Source organism: Massilia sp. 9096 (genome assembly GCF_000745265.1).
Taxonomy (GTDB): Bacteria; Pseudomonadota; Gammaproteobacteria; order Burkholderiales; family Burkholderiaceae_D; genus Telluria.
The window spans coordinates 1-15,710 of sequence record NZ_JQNN01000001.1; the positions used below are offsets into that span (position 1 = coordinate 1).

Genomic DNA, 15,710 nt, shown 5'->3' on the forward strand with positions numbered 1-15,710 from the left:
GCAGCTTGAAGGTGGCGCGCCCGTACAGGCTGAGGTTTTCCTGCTTGGGCAGGACCTGGCCGTAGACCGAGGTGCTGTCGATGAGGCAGCCGCCGCCCGGGTCGCCCTGCGGGTGCCGGGTGAAGTTGGCGCAGGCCGCGCCGGGAAGAAGCGGGTGAAATTGACGCCGGCCGGGTCGGCGCGGTTGTAGTATTCGCTGGTGGCCGGATCGCGCACGTTGCCGTTGACGGCGCTGCCGGCCGTCGACTGGCCGCGCAGGATCGCACCGGTCCGCCCAGCGCCTCGTTGGCCGAGTAGCCCCAGGGACGCAGGTCGATCTTGCCGAGGTAGTCGCGGTCGGTGCGGTCGCGGTTCCAGATTTCGCGGAATTTCTTGTATTCGACCGAGAAGAAGGCGTTGCGGCCGTCGGTGTCCATGTCGCCGAAGCCTTTGGTGAACGCGAAGTTCCACTGCCGGCCGTCCCAGTTGCGGGCGATGCCGGTCTGGCCGCGGATCGTGGTGCCTTTGAAGTCGTGCCGCAGGATCACGTTGACCACGCCGGCCCACCGCATCCGAGCCGTAGATGGCGGAGGCGCCGTCGAGCAGGATCTCGATGCGGTCGACGGCGTCGGCGGGGATCACGTTCAGGTCGGTGAACTGCTTCTGGCCATCGTCGGCCAGGCCGTAGGGCGCGACGCGGCGGCCGTTGATCAGCACCAGGGTCGAGGCCACGCCCAGGCCGCGCAGCGAGACCCCCGAGGCGCCGGCCGCGAAGCCGTTGCCGAAGCTGGTCGGCACCGACCGGCATTGTCGACGCCAGCGTCTGCAGCAGCTCGGCCACGGTCTGGCGGCCGAACGTTCGATGTCGGCGCGGTTCACGGTGAGGACCGCGGCGCGGTCTCGCCTGGGAGCGGCGGATTTTGGAGCCGGTGTTTCGACGCGCGCGACCGGCGCCTGGGCAGGGCGGCTTCCTGGGCAAGCGTGGACCCCGGCGTGTCCTGGGCGCGGCCTCCTGGCATGGCCGGCGGCGCCATCAGCGCGATGCCGATGGCGCCGCCCCGGCGAACAGGCGGCGTATGGTTCGGGATATCGGTGTTTCAGTCATGTCCGGACTCCAGTGCGTAGATGGCTTCGATGGATTGCCTGGCCGACGCAGGGGCGCGGGTCGGCGGGCTTGCCATGACTGTTGCATCGGGAGCGGAGCAAGGCTGACATCTCTCAACCGGGATGGGTAGGCGAAACAGGCTGTCGGCTTCGCGCAACCGATTGTCTATAACGACGCTCGCACACGACGTATGACGCTTGGATAAAGCGCTTGCCAATCGCGCGGCATTGTTGTTATAGTCAGTCGGACACTTCGGAACCCACCATGCGCCAGATCGTTTTCTTCCACTTTTATTTTTGGTTCAGCCATTCCAGCCAACGGCGGTGGAGTAGCGGCAGGTTCACGCAACAACAGAACGAAGTCGACGCAAGATTCCAGAAAAACCGCCAGCGATGGCGGTTTTTTCATTTTCAAGAACGGAGAACAGCAATGCCCCGCACCGACGACCTACGCATCCGCGAAATGAAGGAACTCACGCCCCCGTCGCACCTGATCCGCGAGTTTCCGGTCACCGCGGCGGCCGAGCAGACCGCTTTCCAGGCGCGCGTGGCGCTGCATCGCATCCTGCACGGCCAGGACGACCGCCTGATGGTGGTGGTCGGTCCATGCTCGATCCATGATCCGAAGGCGGCGCTGGAGTACGCGCGCCGCCTGGTCGAGCAGCGCGATCGTTTCAAGGGCGAACTCGAAATCGTCATGCGCGTGTATTTCGAAAAGCCGCGCACCACGGTCGGCTGGAAGGGCATGATCAACGACCCGTACATGGACAACAGCTTCCGCATCAACGACGGCCTGCGCATGGCGCGCGAGCTGCTGCGCGACATCAACGAGCTGGGCCTGCCGGCCGGCACCGAGTTCCTCGACGTGATCAGCCCGCAGTACATCGCCGACCTGATCAGCTGGGGCGCGATCGGCGCCAGGACCACCGAGTCGCAGGTGCACCGCGAGCTGGCGTCCGGCCTGTCCTGCCCGGTCGGCTTCAAGAACGGCACCGACGGCAACATCAAGATCGCCGCCGACGCCATCAAGGCGGCTTCGCAGGCGCACCATTTCCTGTCGGTGACCAAGGGCGGCCATTCGGCGATCGTGTCGACCTCCGGCAACGAGGATTGCCACATCATCCTGCGCGGCGGCAAGGCCCCGAACTACGACGCCGCCAGCGTCGAGGAAGCCTGCAGGCAGCTGGCCGCCAACGGCCTGGCCAGCCGCCTGATGATCGACGCCTCGCACGCCAATAGCAGCAAGAATCCGCAGAACCAGATTCCGGTGTGCGCCGACATCGGCCGCCAGCTCGCGGCGGGCGACACCCGCATCGTCGGCGTGATGGTCGAGTCGCACCTGGTCGGTGGGCGCCAGGACCTGGTGCCGGGCCAGGCGCTGACCTACGGCCAGTCGGTCACCGACGGCTGCATCGAGTGGGACGCCAGCGTGGCCGTGCTGGAAGACCTGGCCGCGAGCGTGCGCCAGCGCCGCCTGCGCGAGGATAACTGAATGCAGCTTATGCCCTCATGACATCTTTTCCGGTCCGGCCCGGCCAATCTGGTCTATAGTCTCGACATTCCAGAATCCCGGGAAACTCGATGTTTGCTTATATCCTGCGGCGCCTGTGGCAGATGTTGCCCACCATGGCGGGCGTCGTCGTGCTGGTGTTCCTGCTGTTTAACTGGGTGGGCGGCGATCCGTCCTACCTGTTGGCGGGCAAGATGGCGGATGCGCACGCGATCGCCAGCATCCGCGCCCAGCTCGGGCTGGACCAGCCGTGGTACGTCCAGCTCGGTATTTTCGTGAAGCAGATCGTCACCTTCGATTTCGGCAACGCCTGGAGCACGGGCGAGCCGGTGTCGCACATCCTGACCAGCCGCCTGGGGCCCTCGCTGACGGTGCTGGTCCCGCTGACCGTGCTCGAAACCTTGGTCGGCATCGCGCTGGCGCTGGCCGTGGCCTTCATGCGCGGCTCGCTGACCGACCGAATCGTGATGATCGCCTGCACGGTCGGCATGTCGATCTCGATCCTGGTCTACATCATCGTGTTCCAGTATGGCCTGGCCTACAAACTCGGCCTGTTTCCGGTGCAGGGCTGGGGCGAGGGCTTCTGGGAAAACCTGCTGCGCTACGCGACGCTGCCGATCCTGATCGGCCTGGCCGTGTCGCTGGCGCCGACGCTGCGCCTGTTCCGCAGTTTCGTGCTGGACGAGGTCGGCCAGGATTACGTGCGCACCGCGCGCGCGAAGGGCTTGCCGGAGCGGCGCATCGTCTGGGTGCACGTGCTGCGCAACGCGGCGATCCCGATCATCACCTACGTCATGGCCAACCTCCCGGCGCTGCTGATCGGCGCCTTTTTGCTCGAGCGCTTCTTCGGCATCCCAGGCATCGGGCGCGAAGTCATCCTGGCGGTCGAGCGCAGCGATTTCCCGGTCATCAAGGCGATCACGGTGTACGTCGCGGCCGCCACGATGGTGTTCAATTTGCTGGCCGACCTGATGTACCAGGCGGTCGATCCGCGCGTGAAGCTGGCATGACGGACCGGACGATGGGTACCGACAGCGCGACCGCATTCCCGATGCAGGCCTCGCCCGGCCTGTGGACGCTGGCCTGGCGGCGCCTGCGCGCCGACCGCGTGGCGATGGCTTCGCTGGCCGTGGTGCTGCTGTTCCTGCTGTCGGTCGTGTTGTCGGCGACTGGGCTGGTCGCGGCCGACTGGGAAGACGAGGTCGCCGTCAACTACGCGCCGCCGAGCTTCATCGGCCCCGACCCGGCGCTGGCCGCGCTGGCACAGCCGCAACGGCCGGCCCCGCCGAACGCCTTCGATCCGCTGGCCGGCGACATCGCCGTGCTCAAGGCGCAATTGGCGCGAGAGGGGCGCGCGGTGCAAAAGCCCAAACGCACCACGCTGCCGTTCGGCGCCGACAAATGGGGCCACGACGTCATCAAGAAAACCATCAAGGGCGGCCAGACCTCGATCGTGGTCGGCCTGGTCGCGGCCTTCGTGGCGGTGGCGCTGGGCACCTTGTTCGGGGCGCTGTCCGGCTTTTACGGCGGGGTGGTCGACGATGCCTTCAACTGGTTCTACAGCGTGTTCACGTCGATCCCGTCGATCCTGATGATCCTGGCGGTGGCGGCGGTGCTGCAGACCCGGGGCGTGGCGAGCATCGTCCTGATCCTGGGCCTGACCGGCTGGACCGGACCGTACCGCCTGATCCGCGCCGAGTACATCAAGCACAAGGCGCGCGAATACGTGATGGCCGCCGACGCCATCGGCGCCTCGGACTGGCGCAAGATGTTCAGCCATATCCTGCCCAACGTCTCGCACGTGGCGCTGGTGCAGATGTCGATCCTGGTGGTCGGCTTCATCAAGGCCGAGGTGATCCTGTCGTTCCTCGGCTTTGGCGTGCCGGTCGGGACCGTCTCGTGGGGCAGCATGCTCAACGAGGCGCAGAACGAACTCATCCTCGGCAAGTGGTGGCAATTGACGGCCGCCGCCACTGCGATGGCGCTGCTGGTGACGGCCTTTTCCTTGTTTGCCGATGCACTGCGCGATGCGCTCGATCCCAAGTTGAAGTGAAAGCCGCATGAGCCAATCGACGATCCACGAGACGAATTTGCTAGAGGTGCGCGACCTGCGCATCTCGTTCAGGACCGACAAGAAAAACAAGGTCGAAGCGGTCAAGGGTATCTCCTTCCGCGTCCCGGCGGACAGCACGGTGGCGCTGGTGGGCGAATCGGGCAGCGGCAAGTCGGTCAGCTCGCTGGCCGTGATGGGCCTGCTCCCTGCTGAGACCACGATCATCGAGCCGGGTTCCTCGATCCGCTTCGAAGGGCGCGAGCTGCTTGCGTTGTCCCAAAAAGAGCGCCGGAACATCTGCGGCAAGGACGTCTCGATGATCTTCCAGGAACCGATGTCCTCGCTGAACCCGGTGTTCACGGTCGGTTTCCAGATCGGCGAAGTCCTGCGCCTGCACATGGGCATGGGCAAGCGCGAGGCGCGCGCGCGCACGCTGGCGCTGCTCGAGGAAGTCGGCATCCCCGACCCGGCCGCCAAGATCGACGCCTACCCGAGCCAGATGTCGGGCGGCCAGCAGCAGCGCGTGATGATCGCGATGGCGATCGCCTGCGAGCCCAAGCTCCTGATCGCCGACGAGCCCACCACCGCGCTCGACGTCACGATCCAGAAGCAGATCGTCGAGCTGATCGCGAAGCTGCAGCAGCGCCGGCGCATGGCGGTGCTGTTCATCACCCACGACCTCGGCCTGGTCGGCGAGATCGCCGACCGCGTGATCGTGATGCGCCACGGCGAAGTGCGCGAAGAGGGCTCGGCAAGCCAGGTGCTGCACGCGCCCGAGGACCCCTACACGCGCGCGCTGCTGGCCTGCCGCCCGACCCTGGACGCGCGGCCGCTGCGCCTGCCCACCATCGCCGACTTCCTCGGCCAAGGCGGCCCGGCCCAGGCGCGCGCGGACGCGCAGACGCAGCGCGTGCGGGGATACGCGCCCGGCGATGACAACGTGCTGGTCGTGAAGGGACTGTCGAAAAGCTTCTGGCTGCGCGAAGGCTGGTTCGGCAAGCGCGAGTTCCAGGCGGTGAAGGACGTTTCGTTCACGCTCGCGCGCGGCAAGACGCTGGGCGTGGTCGGCGAATCCGGCTCGGGCAAGACCACGGTCGGCCTGAGCCTGCTGCGCCTGCACCGCGCCAGCGGCGGCAGCGCGCTGTTCGACGGACGCGACCTGTTCGCCATGAGCGAGCGCGAGTTCCAGCCGTACAAACGGCGCATCCAGATCGTGTTCCAGAATCCGTACGCCTCGCTCAATCCGCGCTTCACGGTCGGCCAGATCCTGCTCGAGCCGATGCGCATCCACCGGATCGGCGCCAGCGACGCCGGGCGCATCGAGCATGCACAGTATCTGTTGCAGCGCGTCGGCCTGCCGGCCCAGGCCATCGGACGCTACCCGCACGAGTTTTCCGGCGGCCAGCGCCAGCGCATCGCGATCGCGCGCTGCCTGACCATGAAACCGGAGATCCTGGTGTGCGACGAATCGGTGTCGGCGCTGGACGTCTCGGTGCAGGCCCAGGTGCTGAACCTGCTGCAGGACCTGCAGGACGAGTACAAGATGAGCTACATCTTCATCTCGCACGACCTGTCGGTGGTGAAGTACATCTCGGACCGGGTGATGGTGATGCACCACGGCAGCGTGGTCGAGATGGCGGATTCGGACGAGCTGTACCGCAACCCCCGCCATCCCTACACGCAGGCGCTGCTGGCGGCGATTCCGCGCGCCGCTTGAGCCGGGCTCGAATTTTCCACAGGCAAGCTGGCGCTGCCGTTCCACGGCGCGTGCAAACATGAGCTTCCATCGAAAACAAAGGAAGCAGAATGAAGCATAGCCAGCCGCCGCGCCGGGATTTCCTGCGTTACATGGGAACCCTGGCCCTGTCCGCGCCCGCCGTCGCGGCCGCGAACGACCAGGACAAGGTAACGTTCCCGCCGATCTACGACAAGAGCGAGAAACCCGAGCAGACCGAACCGCCGGCCGACCCGTGGAACGAGCGCGTCGGTGTCGCCATCGTCGGCCTGGGCCGCATCTCCGTCAACGAGATGCTGCCGGCCTTCGCCCAGAGCAAGCACGCCAAGCCGGTCGCGCTGGTCACCGGCGACCGCGCCAAGGGCCTCAAGATCGCGCACCAGTACAACATTCCAGAAGCCAACGTGCTGGATTACCGCGACTTCGAAAAGCTGGCGCAGATTCCCGATGTGCAGGCGGTCTACATCGCGCTGCCCAACGGCATGCACGCCGAGTACACGACCCGCGCCGCGCGCGCCGGCAAGCACGTGCTGTGCGAAAAGCCGATGGCCAACAGCGTGGCCGAGTGCCAGCAGATGATCGACGCCTGCAAGAAGGCCGGCAAGAAGCTGATGATCGCCTACCGCAGCCAGTACGAGCCGATGGACCGCGCGCTGGCCAAGATGGTGCGCGAGAAGAAACTGGGCGCGCTCAAGGAATTCAGCTCGGTCAATTCGCAGGACATGGGCGACCCGCAGCACTGGCGCCTGAAACGCAAGCTGGCCGGCGGCGGGGCGCTGCCGGACGTCGGCCTGTACTGCCTGAACGCCGCGCGCTTCCTCAGCGGCGAGGAACCGAGCGAAGTCATCGGTAATACCTGGTCGACCCCGGGCGATCCGCGTTTCCGCGAAGTCGAGGAATCGTGCCAGTTCATCCTGCGCTTCCCGAGCGGCTTCATGGCCAGCTGCAGCACCAGCTACGCCGCCCACAAATCGCAGTTCTTCCGCCTGAACGGCGCCGAAGCCTGGGCCGAGATGGATCCGGCCTACGCCTACCACGGCTTGAAGCTGAAGGTGACCCGGGTGGTCGACGGCAAGGAGCAGGCCAGCGACATCCAGATCGAGGAAAAGAACCAGTTCGCGGCCGAGATGGACCATTTCGCCCAGTGCGTCAGGCAGGACAAGGAACCGCACACCCCGGGCGAGGAGGGACTGCAGGACCAGCGCATCATGGAAGCGATCTACGAATCGGCGCGCAAGGGGCGTCCGGTCAAGCTGAGCCCGCCTCAGCACACGCGCGGGCCCGAGCCGCAGGACCAGCAGGGCGGCTGATGTCGTGCGCCGGCGCGGCCGTGCGGCATGGCGGCTGTTGTGAAAACGCCATGCCGGCGGACGCGGTCGTGCATCGGCCGGCCAGGCGCCAGCCAGTCGGCTGCTTTTCCGCTAACATGGCGGGATGGCACAGCTCCCGCACCTGATTCAGACTTATGGCGTCCTGCTCGTGTTCGGCGTGGTTTTGCTCGAACAGATCGGATTGCCGATTCCCGCCTTCCCGATCCTCATCATCGCGGGAGCGCGCGCGGTCGACCAGGGCGACAACTGGCCGCTGTTCCTGGCCGCCAGCCTGCTGGCCTGCCTGATCAGCGATTATTTCTGGTTTCGCGCCGGCAAGTACTACGGCAAGCGCATCCTGCGCCTGCTGTGCAAGATCTCGCTGTCGCCGGATTCCTGTGTCAGCCAGACCGAAGACAATTTCATGCGCTTCGGTCCGAATTCCCTGGTCGTCGCCAAGTTCATCCCCGGTTTCAACACCATCGCGCCGCCGCTGGCCGGCGCGATGGGCACGGCGACCCCGCGCTTCCTGTGGCTGTCGGTAGCCGGCGCGCTGCTGTGGAGCGGCGTCGGGATGGGCCTGGGCGCCTGGTTCCACGGCAGCGTCGACGACGTCATCCATTGGTTCGAAACGCTCGGCAGCACCGCGCTGATGGTGGTCGCCGCCTTGCTGGCGCTGTTCGTGCTGCTCAAGTACATCGAGCGCCGCCGCAACCTGGGCGGGGCCGACCTGCCGCGCGTCAGTCCCGCGGAAGTGAAGGCGCTGCTCGAAGCCGGCCACGATCCGCTGATCGTCGACGCCCGCAGCGTCACCGCGCGCCAGCTGGAGGAGGGCATCCCGGGCGCGGTGTTCTACCGCGACAGCACGCCCGCGCGCCTGATGGCCACGCTCGACCGCGAGCGCCACATCGTGGTCTTCTGCAGCTGCCCGAACGACATTACCGCGGCCCAGGTCGCGAAGGAATTCGTCAGGAACGGCTTTCATCGCGCGCGCCCGCTGGGCGGCGGCCTGGACGCCTGGAACGCACATTGCGCGGACGAACCCGGGGCCGCGCTCAGGCCCAAGGCCGGCTGATCTTTCCGTCTTCTCGCGCGAGGCCGCGTCGCCGGCGCGCAGCTTTAGCGCGCCTGTCGAAAACGCTGCAATTTTCGCAGTCTTGGTAGCTCGACTACTTGGTCATCGACTGCAATTTTTGGTGAGATTATGGGCGTATGACCTGTTGATGTACCTAAACTACAATAAGCCCTTGCGTTAAAGCCAATAAATCCTTAAGCTTCGGGAATCTGCTTCCGATCCTGAGCCATGACCGCTTCGCCTTTCGCCACCGCTTTCCGACCTTCCGCATCCCGCCACGACAGCCCGCGCCTGCTCGCCGACATCGGCGGCACCAACGCCCGCTTCGGCCTCGAGATGGCCCCTGGCAGGATCGAATCGATCGACGTGCTGGGCTGCGCCAAGCACGCCACCCTGGCCGACGCCGCGCGCGCGTACCTGGCGTCGCCGGCGGTCGCGGCGGCCCTGGACGGGACGGTGCGCCACGCCGCCATCGCCATCGCCAATCCGGTGGTCGGCGACATGGTGCGCATGACCAATCACCATTGGGAATTCTCGATCGAAGCGCTGCGCGCCGAACTCGGCTTCGACACCTGTGTCGTGGTCAACGACTTCTCGGCGCTGGCGCGTTCGCTGCCGCACCTGGGCGCCGGCGACAAGTTCCAGGTTGGCGGCGGCACGCCGGCGGCCGATGCGCCGATCGGCCTGGTCGGCGCCGGCACCGGCCTGGGCGTTTCGGGCCTGGTGCCGGGCGCGGATGGCGGCTGGACCGCGCTGCGCAGCGAAGGCGGCCACGTCACGTTTGCCCCGGCCAACGAGCTGGAAGTGGCGATCCTGCAGTTCGCCTGGCGCGAGTTCGAGCACGTCTCGGCCGAGCGTTTCCTTTCCGGCGCCGGCGTCGAGCTGATCTACCGCGCGCTGGCGCACCACTTGAACCGCCCGGACGAAGGCCTGGGCGCGCCCGAGATCTCGCGCCGCGGCCTGTCCGGCGAATGCGATCTGTGCGACCTGGTCATCGACACTTTCTGCGGCATGCTCGGCACGGTCGCCGGCAACCTGGCGGTGACGCTGGGCGCGCAGGGCGGCGTGTACATCGGCGGCGGCATCGTTCCGCGCCTGGGCGAGCGCTTCGCGCGTTCGCCGTTCCGCGCGCGCTTCGAGCAAAAGGGTCGCTTCGCCGGCTACCTGGCCGAGGTGCCTACCTATGTGATCACGGCCGACTATCCGGCTTTCCTGGGTGTATCGGCAATCCTGCGCGAACGACTGGTCGGCGCGTGAGCGCTTGACTGTTTGCGCGGCATTCTGCATGCGACATGTTGTTTTCCCGGTTTTATCGGGTACAATGGCTTGCAGTTGGCAGAAACGCTGTCGTTCGTTTGCGCAGCGCGCGCTCCGGAGTCTACTCTCCCGCGTATTGCAGCCTGATTCGCAGTCTGCTTCGCAGCCAACTTTGCAGCCCCGTTTCGATTGCATCAACTCGTAGCAGTCCGCGTGCCGGCGGGCTTGCCGCCCGTTAAATAGCGGGCACGTGCGCGGGTCGAGCCCCGCACGCGGCGTCCGATGTCCGCATCGGACCGCTGTACGGCGCCGGGCCGCACGATGCGCAGCCGGGCCACGGAACCCCGCTTCAACGTTGCAGTCTCAAACGAGCATATGCGCTCGCGCTTACCGTTGAATCGGCTTGTGTTTGATATTTTCTTTGCATCCAGTTGCAAGATCCGCTGACGACGACATCGTGATGAATACGGATGAGGCCAAGAGGGTGCTCGAGACCGCCTTGTTGTGCGCGCGCGAGCCGCTGACCCTTCATGGTATGAAGAAGCTGTTCGCCGATGTGGACGGCAATGGCCGCCAGCTCGGTGTCGGCGTGGGTGCGGATACGATCAAGATTTTGCTCGAGGAATTGCGCCAGGACTGGCAGGGACGCGGCATCGAGATCGTCAGCCTGGCCTCGGGCTGGCGCTTCCAGAGCCGGCCGGAAATGAAGCCTTACCTGGACCGGGTCGCACCGGAAAAGCCGCCGAAGTATTCGCGGGCAACGCTGGAAACGCTGGCGATCATCGCCTACCGCCAGCCGGTCACGCGCGGCGACATCGAGGAAATCCGCGGCGTGGCGGTGAATTCGCAGACGATCAAGATGCTCGAGGACCGCGGCTGGATCGACGTGGTCGGCCACCGCGAAGTGCCGGGCCGGCCGGCCCTGCTGGGCACCACGCGCCAGTTCCTCGACGACCTCGGCCTGGCCGCGCTGTCGCAGCTGCCGCCGCTCGAGCAGGTGGGCGAGATGGGCGGCGGCCGTACGCTCGAGGCGCTCGAGGCGGCCCTGCAACAATTTGATGAACCTTCGACCGCTGAAGTCCCGACCGTTGAGGTCCCAATAAACACCAATCACGACCCCGCGCCCGTGTCCGACGCATGATAGCCGCGCCAGGTCAGCAAAAACAAAGAAACGAATGATGAATCCAACTGACAACAACGAGACGACCCCTGTCGAGGCAGGGCAGGAAGCGCCCGCCAAGCCCAAGCGCACGCGCGCCAAGGCGCAGGCCCAGACCGTGGGCGCGGATGCCGTGACTGAAAGCGCCCCGGCCGAGGCCGCGGCCAAGCCGAAGCGCACCCGCAAGCCGGCCGCCAAGCGCAACGAAGGCGGCGAGGGCGAGCAGGCCGCAGCCGCAGGCGCGTCCGCACCGGCCGCCGAGAGCATCGCCGCCGCCCCGGCCGATGCGCCCGCTCCCGCACGCAAGCCGCGCGCGCGCAAGCCCGCCGCCGATGGCGCCGCAGCGCCGGCGAGTGCACCGGTCGCCGCCCAGGCCGCACCCGCCGCAGCCCAGGGCGGCGCGCCGGCCGACGCGTCCGCGAATGCGCCGCGCCAGGACCAGGAACGTGGCCAGCGCAAGCCGCGCGGCCCGCGCCAGATGCGCGAGCAGCGCCAGCAGCGCGATGCGCGCCAGCACGAGCGCACCGACGGCGATGCGCCGGCCGCCGCCGCGGCGCCTGCAGCCGCTCAGGCAACCGACGCAAGCGAGACGGGCGCGCCAGGCGAGCAGCGCAGCGAGCGCCGCCGCGAACCGCGCGCCGGCCAGCAGCAAAAAGGCCAGCGCAAAGGTCAACCCCAGGCTCAGCCAGGCCAGCAGCCAGGCCAGCGCGCCCAGCAGGCGCAGGGCAAGAACGCCCGTGGCGCCAAAGGCAAGGGCGGCAACCCCGCCAAGGGCAGCGATGCCGACGCCGTATTCTCCTTCGTGACCTCGGACGCGTTCGACGCCAACGAGGGCGGCCGTGGGCAGGCCAAGCCGAAAGCGCGCCGCGACCTGACCGCCGACGACGATGCGCCGAAGCTGCACAAGGTGCTGGCCGAGGCCGGCCTGGGTTCGCGTCGCGACATGGAAGAACTGATCATCGCCGGCCGCGTGTCGGTCAACGGCGAGCCGGCCCACATCGGCCAGCGCATCCTGCCGACCGATGCCGTGCGCATCAACGGCAAGCTGATGCAGCGCCGCGTGAACAACAACAAGCCGCCGCGCGTGCTGGTCTACCACAAGCCGGCCGGTGAAATCGTCAGCTCGGACGATCCGGAAGGCCGTCCGTCGGTGTTCGACCGCCTGCCGGCCATGAAGACCGGTAAATGGCTGGCGGTCGGCCGCCTCGACTTCAATACCGAGGGCCTGCTGCTGTTTACCAATTCCGGCGACCTCGCCAACCGCCTGATGCACCCGCGCTACAACATCGACCGCGAGTACGCCGTGCGCACGCTGGGCGAGCTGGAAGAGGGCATGCGCCAGAAGCTGCTGGCCGGCGTCGACCTGGAAGACGGCAAGGCCGCCTTCAGCAAGATCGTCGATGGCGGCGGCGAAGGCGTCAACCGCTGGTACCGCGTGGTGATCGGCGAAGGCCGCAACCGCGAGGTGCGCCGCATGTTCGAGGAAGTCGGCCTGACCGTCTCGCGCCTGATCCGCACCCGCTATGGCGCGATGACGCTGCCGAGCGGCCTGAAGCGCGGCCGCTGGGAAGAGATGGAAGAAAACGACGTCCGCAACTTCATGACCGCCTTCGGCATCGAGAAGAAGGGCGACAAGGCCGGCGCCGACAAGGGCGGCAAGGGCCAGGGCGGCGGCAAGACGCAGCGCAATCACGACGACGAAGACGCGCGCTCGAACGGCAACCGCATCGACCGTGCCGACGCCAACCGCAACGTCGATCCGTTCGGCCCGCCGGTGGTGCGCGCCGGCGCGACGCGCGGTCCGGTCGGCATCCTGGGCGGTCCGGTGCCGGGTCGTGGCAATGGCGGCAACGGCGGCAATGGCGCTTACGGCGCCAAGGGCGGCGGCAAAGGCGGCAAGCCGGGCGGCGGCCAGGGCGGCCAGGGCGGCCAGGGACGCGGCGGCAAGGGCGGCGCACCGAAGGGCCCGCGCCAGCCGGATCCGCTGCAGACCACGTTCGGCTTCGCCGGCGCCGGCCAGGGCCGCCGCAGTCAGGGCCCGCGCGTCAGCGACAACGGCATGCCGCGGCGCGGGCGCCGCGGTTGATCGCAACCGATCTGCGAGCGCCGCACCGGCGCCCGCAGATCGGCGCTCGATAAGATGCCTGATACGGTGCTTGATACGGCGCCGATCGTCCTCATTTACGGGGAAGTCGGCAAAAATCCGGGCGTCGCAAGCGGCCCGGCCGTCAACGGAGTAAACTGTTGCATCCTTGTTCATTCCTCTGGGCGGCGATTGCGGCCGGCCCCGTATCGGGTTATAATTCGCAACCTGATCGCAGTTCTTACCGACGTTTTGTTTTCAGTTCGAGTCAGAACCTGCATCTGGTTGGGATACGGAAAGATGGGCAGTTGCCCATTTTTTTTTTGTTGAATCGTTTTAAGGGTCCGGCATCGGACCGTGAGCTGGAGAATATCCGTGCAGTTGTTTGATTTGATCGCCAAGACAGTCAGCGGACTGGGCTACGAACTCGTCGACATCGAGCGTGCCGAGCGAGGCATCCTGCGCGTGTTCATCGATTTCCCGGCGGCGGTGGCGGACGAAAAAGGACTGATCTCGGTCGAAGATTGCGCCACGGTGAGCCACCAGCTGTCGCACTTGTTGACGGTTGAAAATATCGACTACGAGCGCCTGGAAGTGTCGTCGCCCGGACTGGACCGTCCGGTGCGCACCCTGGCCGACTTCGAACGCTTTGCCGGCAGCGAATGCACGGTCAAGCTGCGCGTGGCCACACCCGGCAGCGCGAACCGCAAGACCTACACGGGCATCCTGCATGCCCCGCAAGGCGACAAGATCGGATTGGAATTTGAAAGCAAGGACGGCCTGGCGTTGTTGGAATTTACGCTGGCCGAACTCGATAAGGCACGGCTGGTGCCAAAGGTGGATTTTAGGAGTCGCAAAGCATGAGTCGCGAAATTTTGTTACTGGTTGATGCGCTTGCGCGCGAAAAGAATGTCGATAAAGAGGTCGTCTTTGGCGCCCTCGAGTTCGCGCTGGCGCAAGCCACCAAAAAACGCTACGAGGGCGAGGTCGACATCCGCGTGAGCATCGATCGCGACAGCGGCGAGTTCGAAACCTTCCGCCGTTGGCACGTCGTCCCCGACGAGGCCGGCCTGCAGCTGCCCGACCAGGAAATCCTGCACTTCGAAGCCAAGGAACAGATTCCGGACATCGAAGTCGACGAATACATCGAAGAACCGATCGAGTCGGTCGAATTCGGCCGCCGTTTTGCCCAGGACACCAAGCAGGTCGTGCTGCAGCGCGTGCGCGACGCCGAGCGCGAGCAGATCCTGCAGGACTTCCTGGAGCGCGGCGACGCGCTGGTCACCGGCACCATCAAGCGCATGGAGCGCGGCGATGCGATCGTCGAATCGGGCAAGATCGAAGCGCGCCTGCCGCGCGACCAGATGATCCCGAAGGAAAACCTGCGCATCGGCGACCGCGTCCGCGCCTATATCCTGCGCGTGGACCGCAATATGCGCGGCCCGCAGGTAATCCTGTCGCGTACCGCGCCGGAATTCATCATGAAGCTGTTCGAGCTGGAAGTGCCGGAAATCGAGCAAGGCCTGCTGCAGATCAAGTCGGCCGCCCGCGATGCCGGCGTGCGCGCCAAGATCGCCGTGTTCACGGCCGACAAGCGCATCGACCCGATCGGCACCTGCGTCGGCATGCGCGGTTCGCGCGTGCAGGCCGTGACCGGCGAGCTGGGCGGCGAGCGCGTGGACATCGTGCTGTGGTCGGAAGATCCGGCCCAGTTCGTGATCGGCGCGCTGGCCCCGGCCAACGTGTCGTCGATCATGGTCGACGAAGAAAAGCATGCGATGGACGTCGTGGTGGACGAGGAAAACCTGGCAATCGCGATCGGCCGTTCGGGCCAGAACGTGCGCCTGGCGTCCGATCTGACCGGCTGGAAGATCAACATCATGACGGCCGAGGAATCGGCCAACAAGTCGGCCCAGGAAGCCCAGGCCGTGCGTTCGCTGTTCATTGAAAAGCTGGACGTCGACGAGGAAGTGGCCAATATCCTGGTCGAGGAAGGCTTCTCGAGCCTTGAAGAAATCGCTTACGTGCCCATCTCCGAAATGCTGGAGATCGAATCGTTTGACGAAGACACCGTCAACGAGCTGCGCACCCGCGCACGCGACGCACTGGTGACCGAGGCGATCGCATCCGAGGAAGGCCTCGAGGGCATGGACGAATCGCTGGCCAACCTGGAAGGGATGGACCGCACCACCGCCGGCAAGCTTGGTCTCGCCGGCATCAAGACTCTGGAACAATTCGCGGGCCTGGCCTACGACGAGTTCGGCGCCATCCTGGCCTTGCCGAGCGATCGTGCCCGTGATCTGATCAAGAATGAATTTAATGATGTGACCGACGATGAGATGAAACTGGTCGATTCGAAATACGACGACCGGGCCAAGGCCTTGCAGGCGAAAGCCTGGAGCCAGGTGGAAACGGCCAAGGCATAAATAATCCGCGAAAAGACCG

The 15,710-nt window shown here is 66.2% G+C and carries 11 protein-coding genes and 2 pseudogenes; 11 read left to right on the forward strand and 2 right to left on the reverse strand.

Features of this window, described 5'->3' with window-relative positions:
• Both FA90_RS27050 and FA90_RS27055 read right to left on the reverse strand, forming a co-directional pair.
• Window positions 1–536 (reverse strand): annotated as a pseudogene (locus FA90_RS27050) (hypothetical protein); the annotation flags it as partial.
• 64 nt (window positions 537–600) lie between these two features.
• Window positions 601–858: pseudogene (locus tag FA90_RS27055) on the reverse strand (TonB-dependent receptor plug domain-containing protein); the annotation flags it as partial.
• A 655-nt stretch (window positions 859–1,513) separates the two neighbouring features.
• On the opposite strand from FA90_RS27055, the gene aroG reads away from it, so the two are divergent.
• The 11 genes from aroG (at window position 1,514) to nusA (ending at window position 15,691) form a co-directional block, all read left to right on the forward strand.
• Entirely contained in the window at window positions 1,514–2,575 is a 1,062-nt protein-coding gene (gene aroG / locus FA90_RS00015; protein WP_036164518.1) for a 3-deoxy-7-phosphoheptulonate synthase AroG, read from the forward strand.
• Between the two features lie 89 nt (window positions 2,576–2,664).
• Entirely contained in the window at window positions 2,665–3,603 is a 939-nt protein-coding gene (locus FA90_RS00020; protein ID WP_036164521.1) for an ABC transporter permease, read from the forward strand.
• Window positions 3,600–4,646: an ABC transporter permease gene (locus tag FA90_RS00025; RefSeq protein WP_239700456.1), complete on the forward strand. Its 1,047-nt coding sequence runs from the start codon at window positions 3,600–3,602 to the stop codon at window positions 4,644–4,646. Before FA90_RS00020 ends, FA90_RS00025 begins: the two co-directional genes overlap by 4 nt.
• 7 nt (window positions 4,647–4,653) lie before the next feature.
• Window positions 4,654–6,363 (forward strand): ABC transporter ATP-binding protein, encoded by a 1,710-nt coding sequence (locus FA90_RS00030; protein ID WP_036164524.1) that lies wholly within the window; start codon window positions 4,654–4,656, stop codon window positions 6,361–6,363.
• Window positions 6,364–6,452: 89 nt separating this feature from the next.
• The gene (locus FA90_RS00035) at window positions 6,453–7,691 is read left to right on the forward strand and encodes a Gfo/Idh/MocA family protein (protein WP_051971270.1); all 1,239 of its coding nucleotides are present in this window, start codon (window positions 6,453–6,455) and stop codon (window positions 7,689–7,691) included.
• A gap of 124 nt (window positions 7,692–7,815) precedes the next feature.
• Window positions 7,816–8,766: a DedA family protein/thiosulfate sulfurtransferase GlpE gene (locus tag FA90_RS00040; protein ID WP_036164528.1), complete on the forward strand. Its 951-nt coding sequence runs from the start codon at window positions 7,816–7,818 to the stop codon at window positions 8,764–8,766.
• Between the two features lie 228 nt (window positions 8,767–8,994).
• Window positions 8,995–10,023, forward strand: coding sequence for a glucokinase (locus FA90_RS00045; RefSeq protein WP_036164531.1), 1,029 nt, complete (start codon window positions 8,995–8,997; stop codon window positions 10,021–10,023).
• A 460-nt stretch (window positions 10,024–10,483) separates the two neighbouring features.
• Window positions 10,484–11,164 carry an SMC-Scp complex subunit ScpB gene (gene scpB / locus FA90_RS00050; RefSeq protein WP_051971271.1) on the forward strand — a complete coding sequence of 227 codons (681 nt, stop codon included), beginning with the start codon at window positions 10,484–10,486 and terminating at the stop codon, window positions 11,162–11,164.
• Window positions 11,165–11,201: 37 nt separating this feature from the next.
• Window positions 11,202–13,268, forward strand: a complete 2,067-nt coding sequence (gene rluB, locus FA90_RS00055; RefSeq protein ID WP_036173424.1) for a 23S rRNA pseudouridine(2605) synthase RluB — start codon at window positions 11,202–11,204, stop codon at window positions 13,266–13,268.
• 372 nt (window positions 13,269–13,640) lie between these two features.
• On the forward strand, window positions 13,641–14,129 hold the full coding sequence (gene rimP, locus FA90_RS00060) for a ribosome maturation factor RimP (protein WP_036164535.1): 489 nt from the start codon (window positions 13,641–13,643) through the stop codon (window positions 14,127–14,129).
• Window positions 14,126–15,691: a transcription termination factor NusA gene (gene nusA / locus FA90_RS00065; RefSeq protein ID WP_036164538.1), complete on the forward strand. Its 1,566-nt coding sequence runs from the start codon at window positions 14,126–14,128 to the stop codon at window positions 15,689–15,691. Before rimP ends, nusA begins: the two co-directional genes overlap by 4 nt.
• Window positions 15,692–15,710 lie beyond the last annotated feature (19 nt).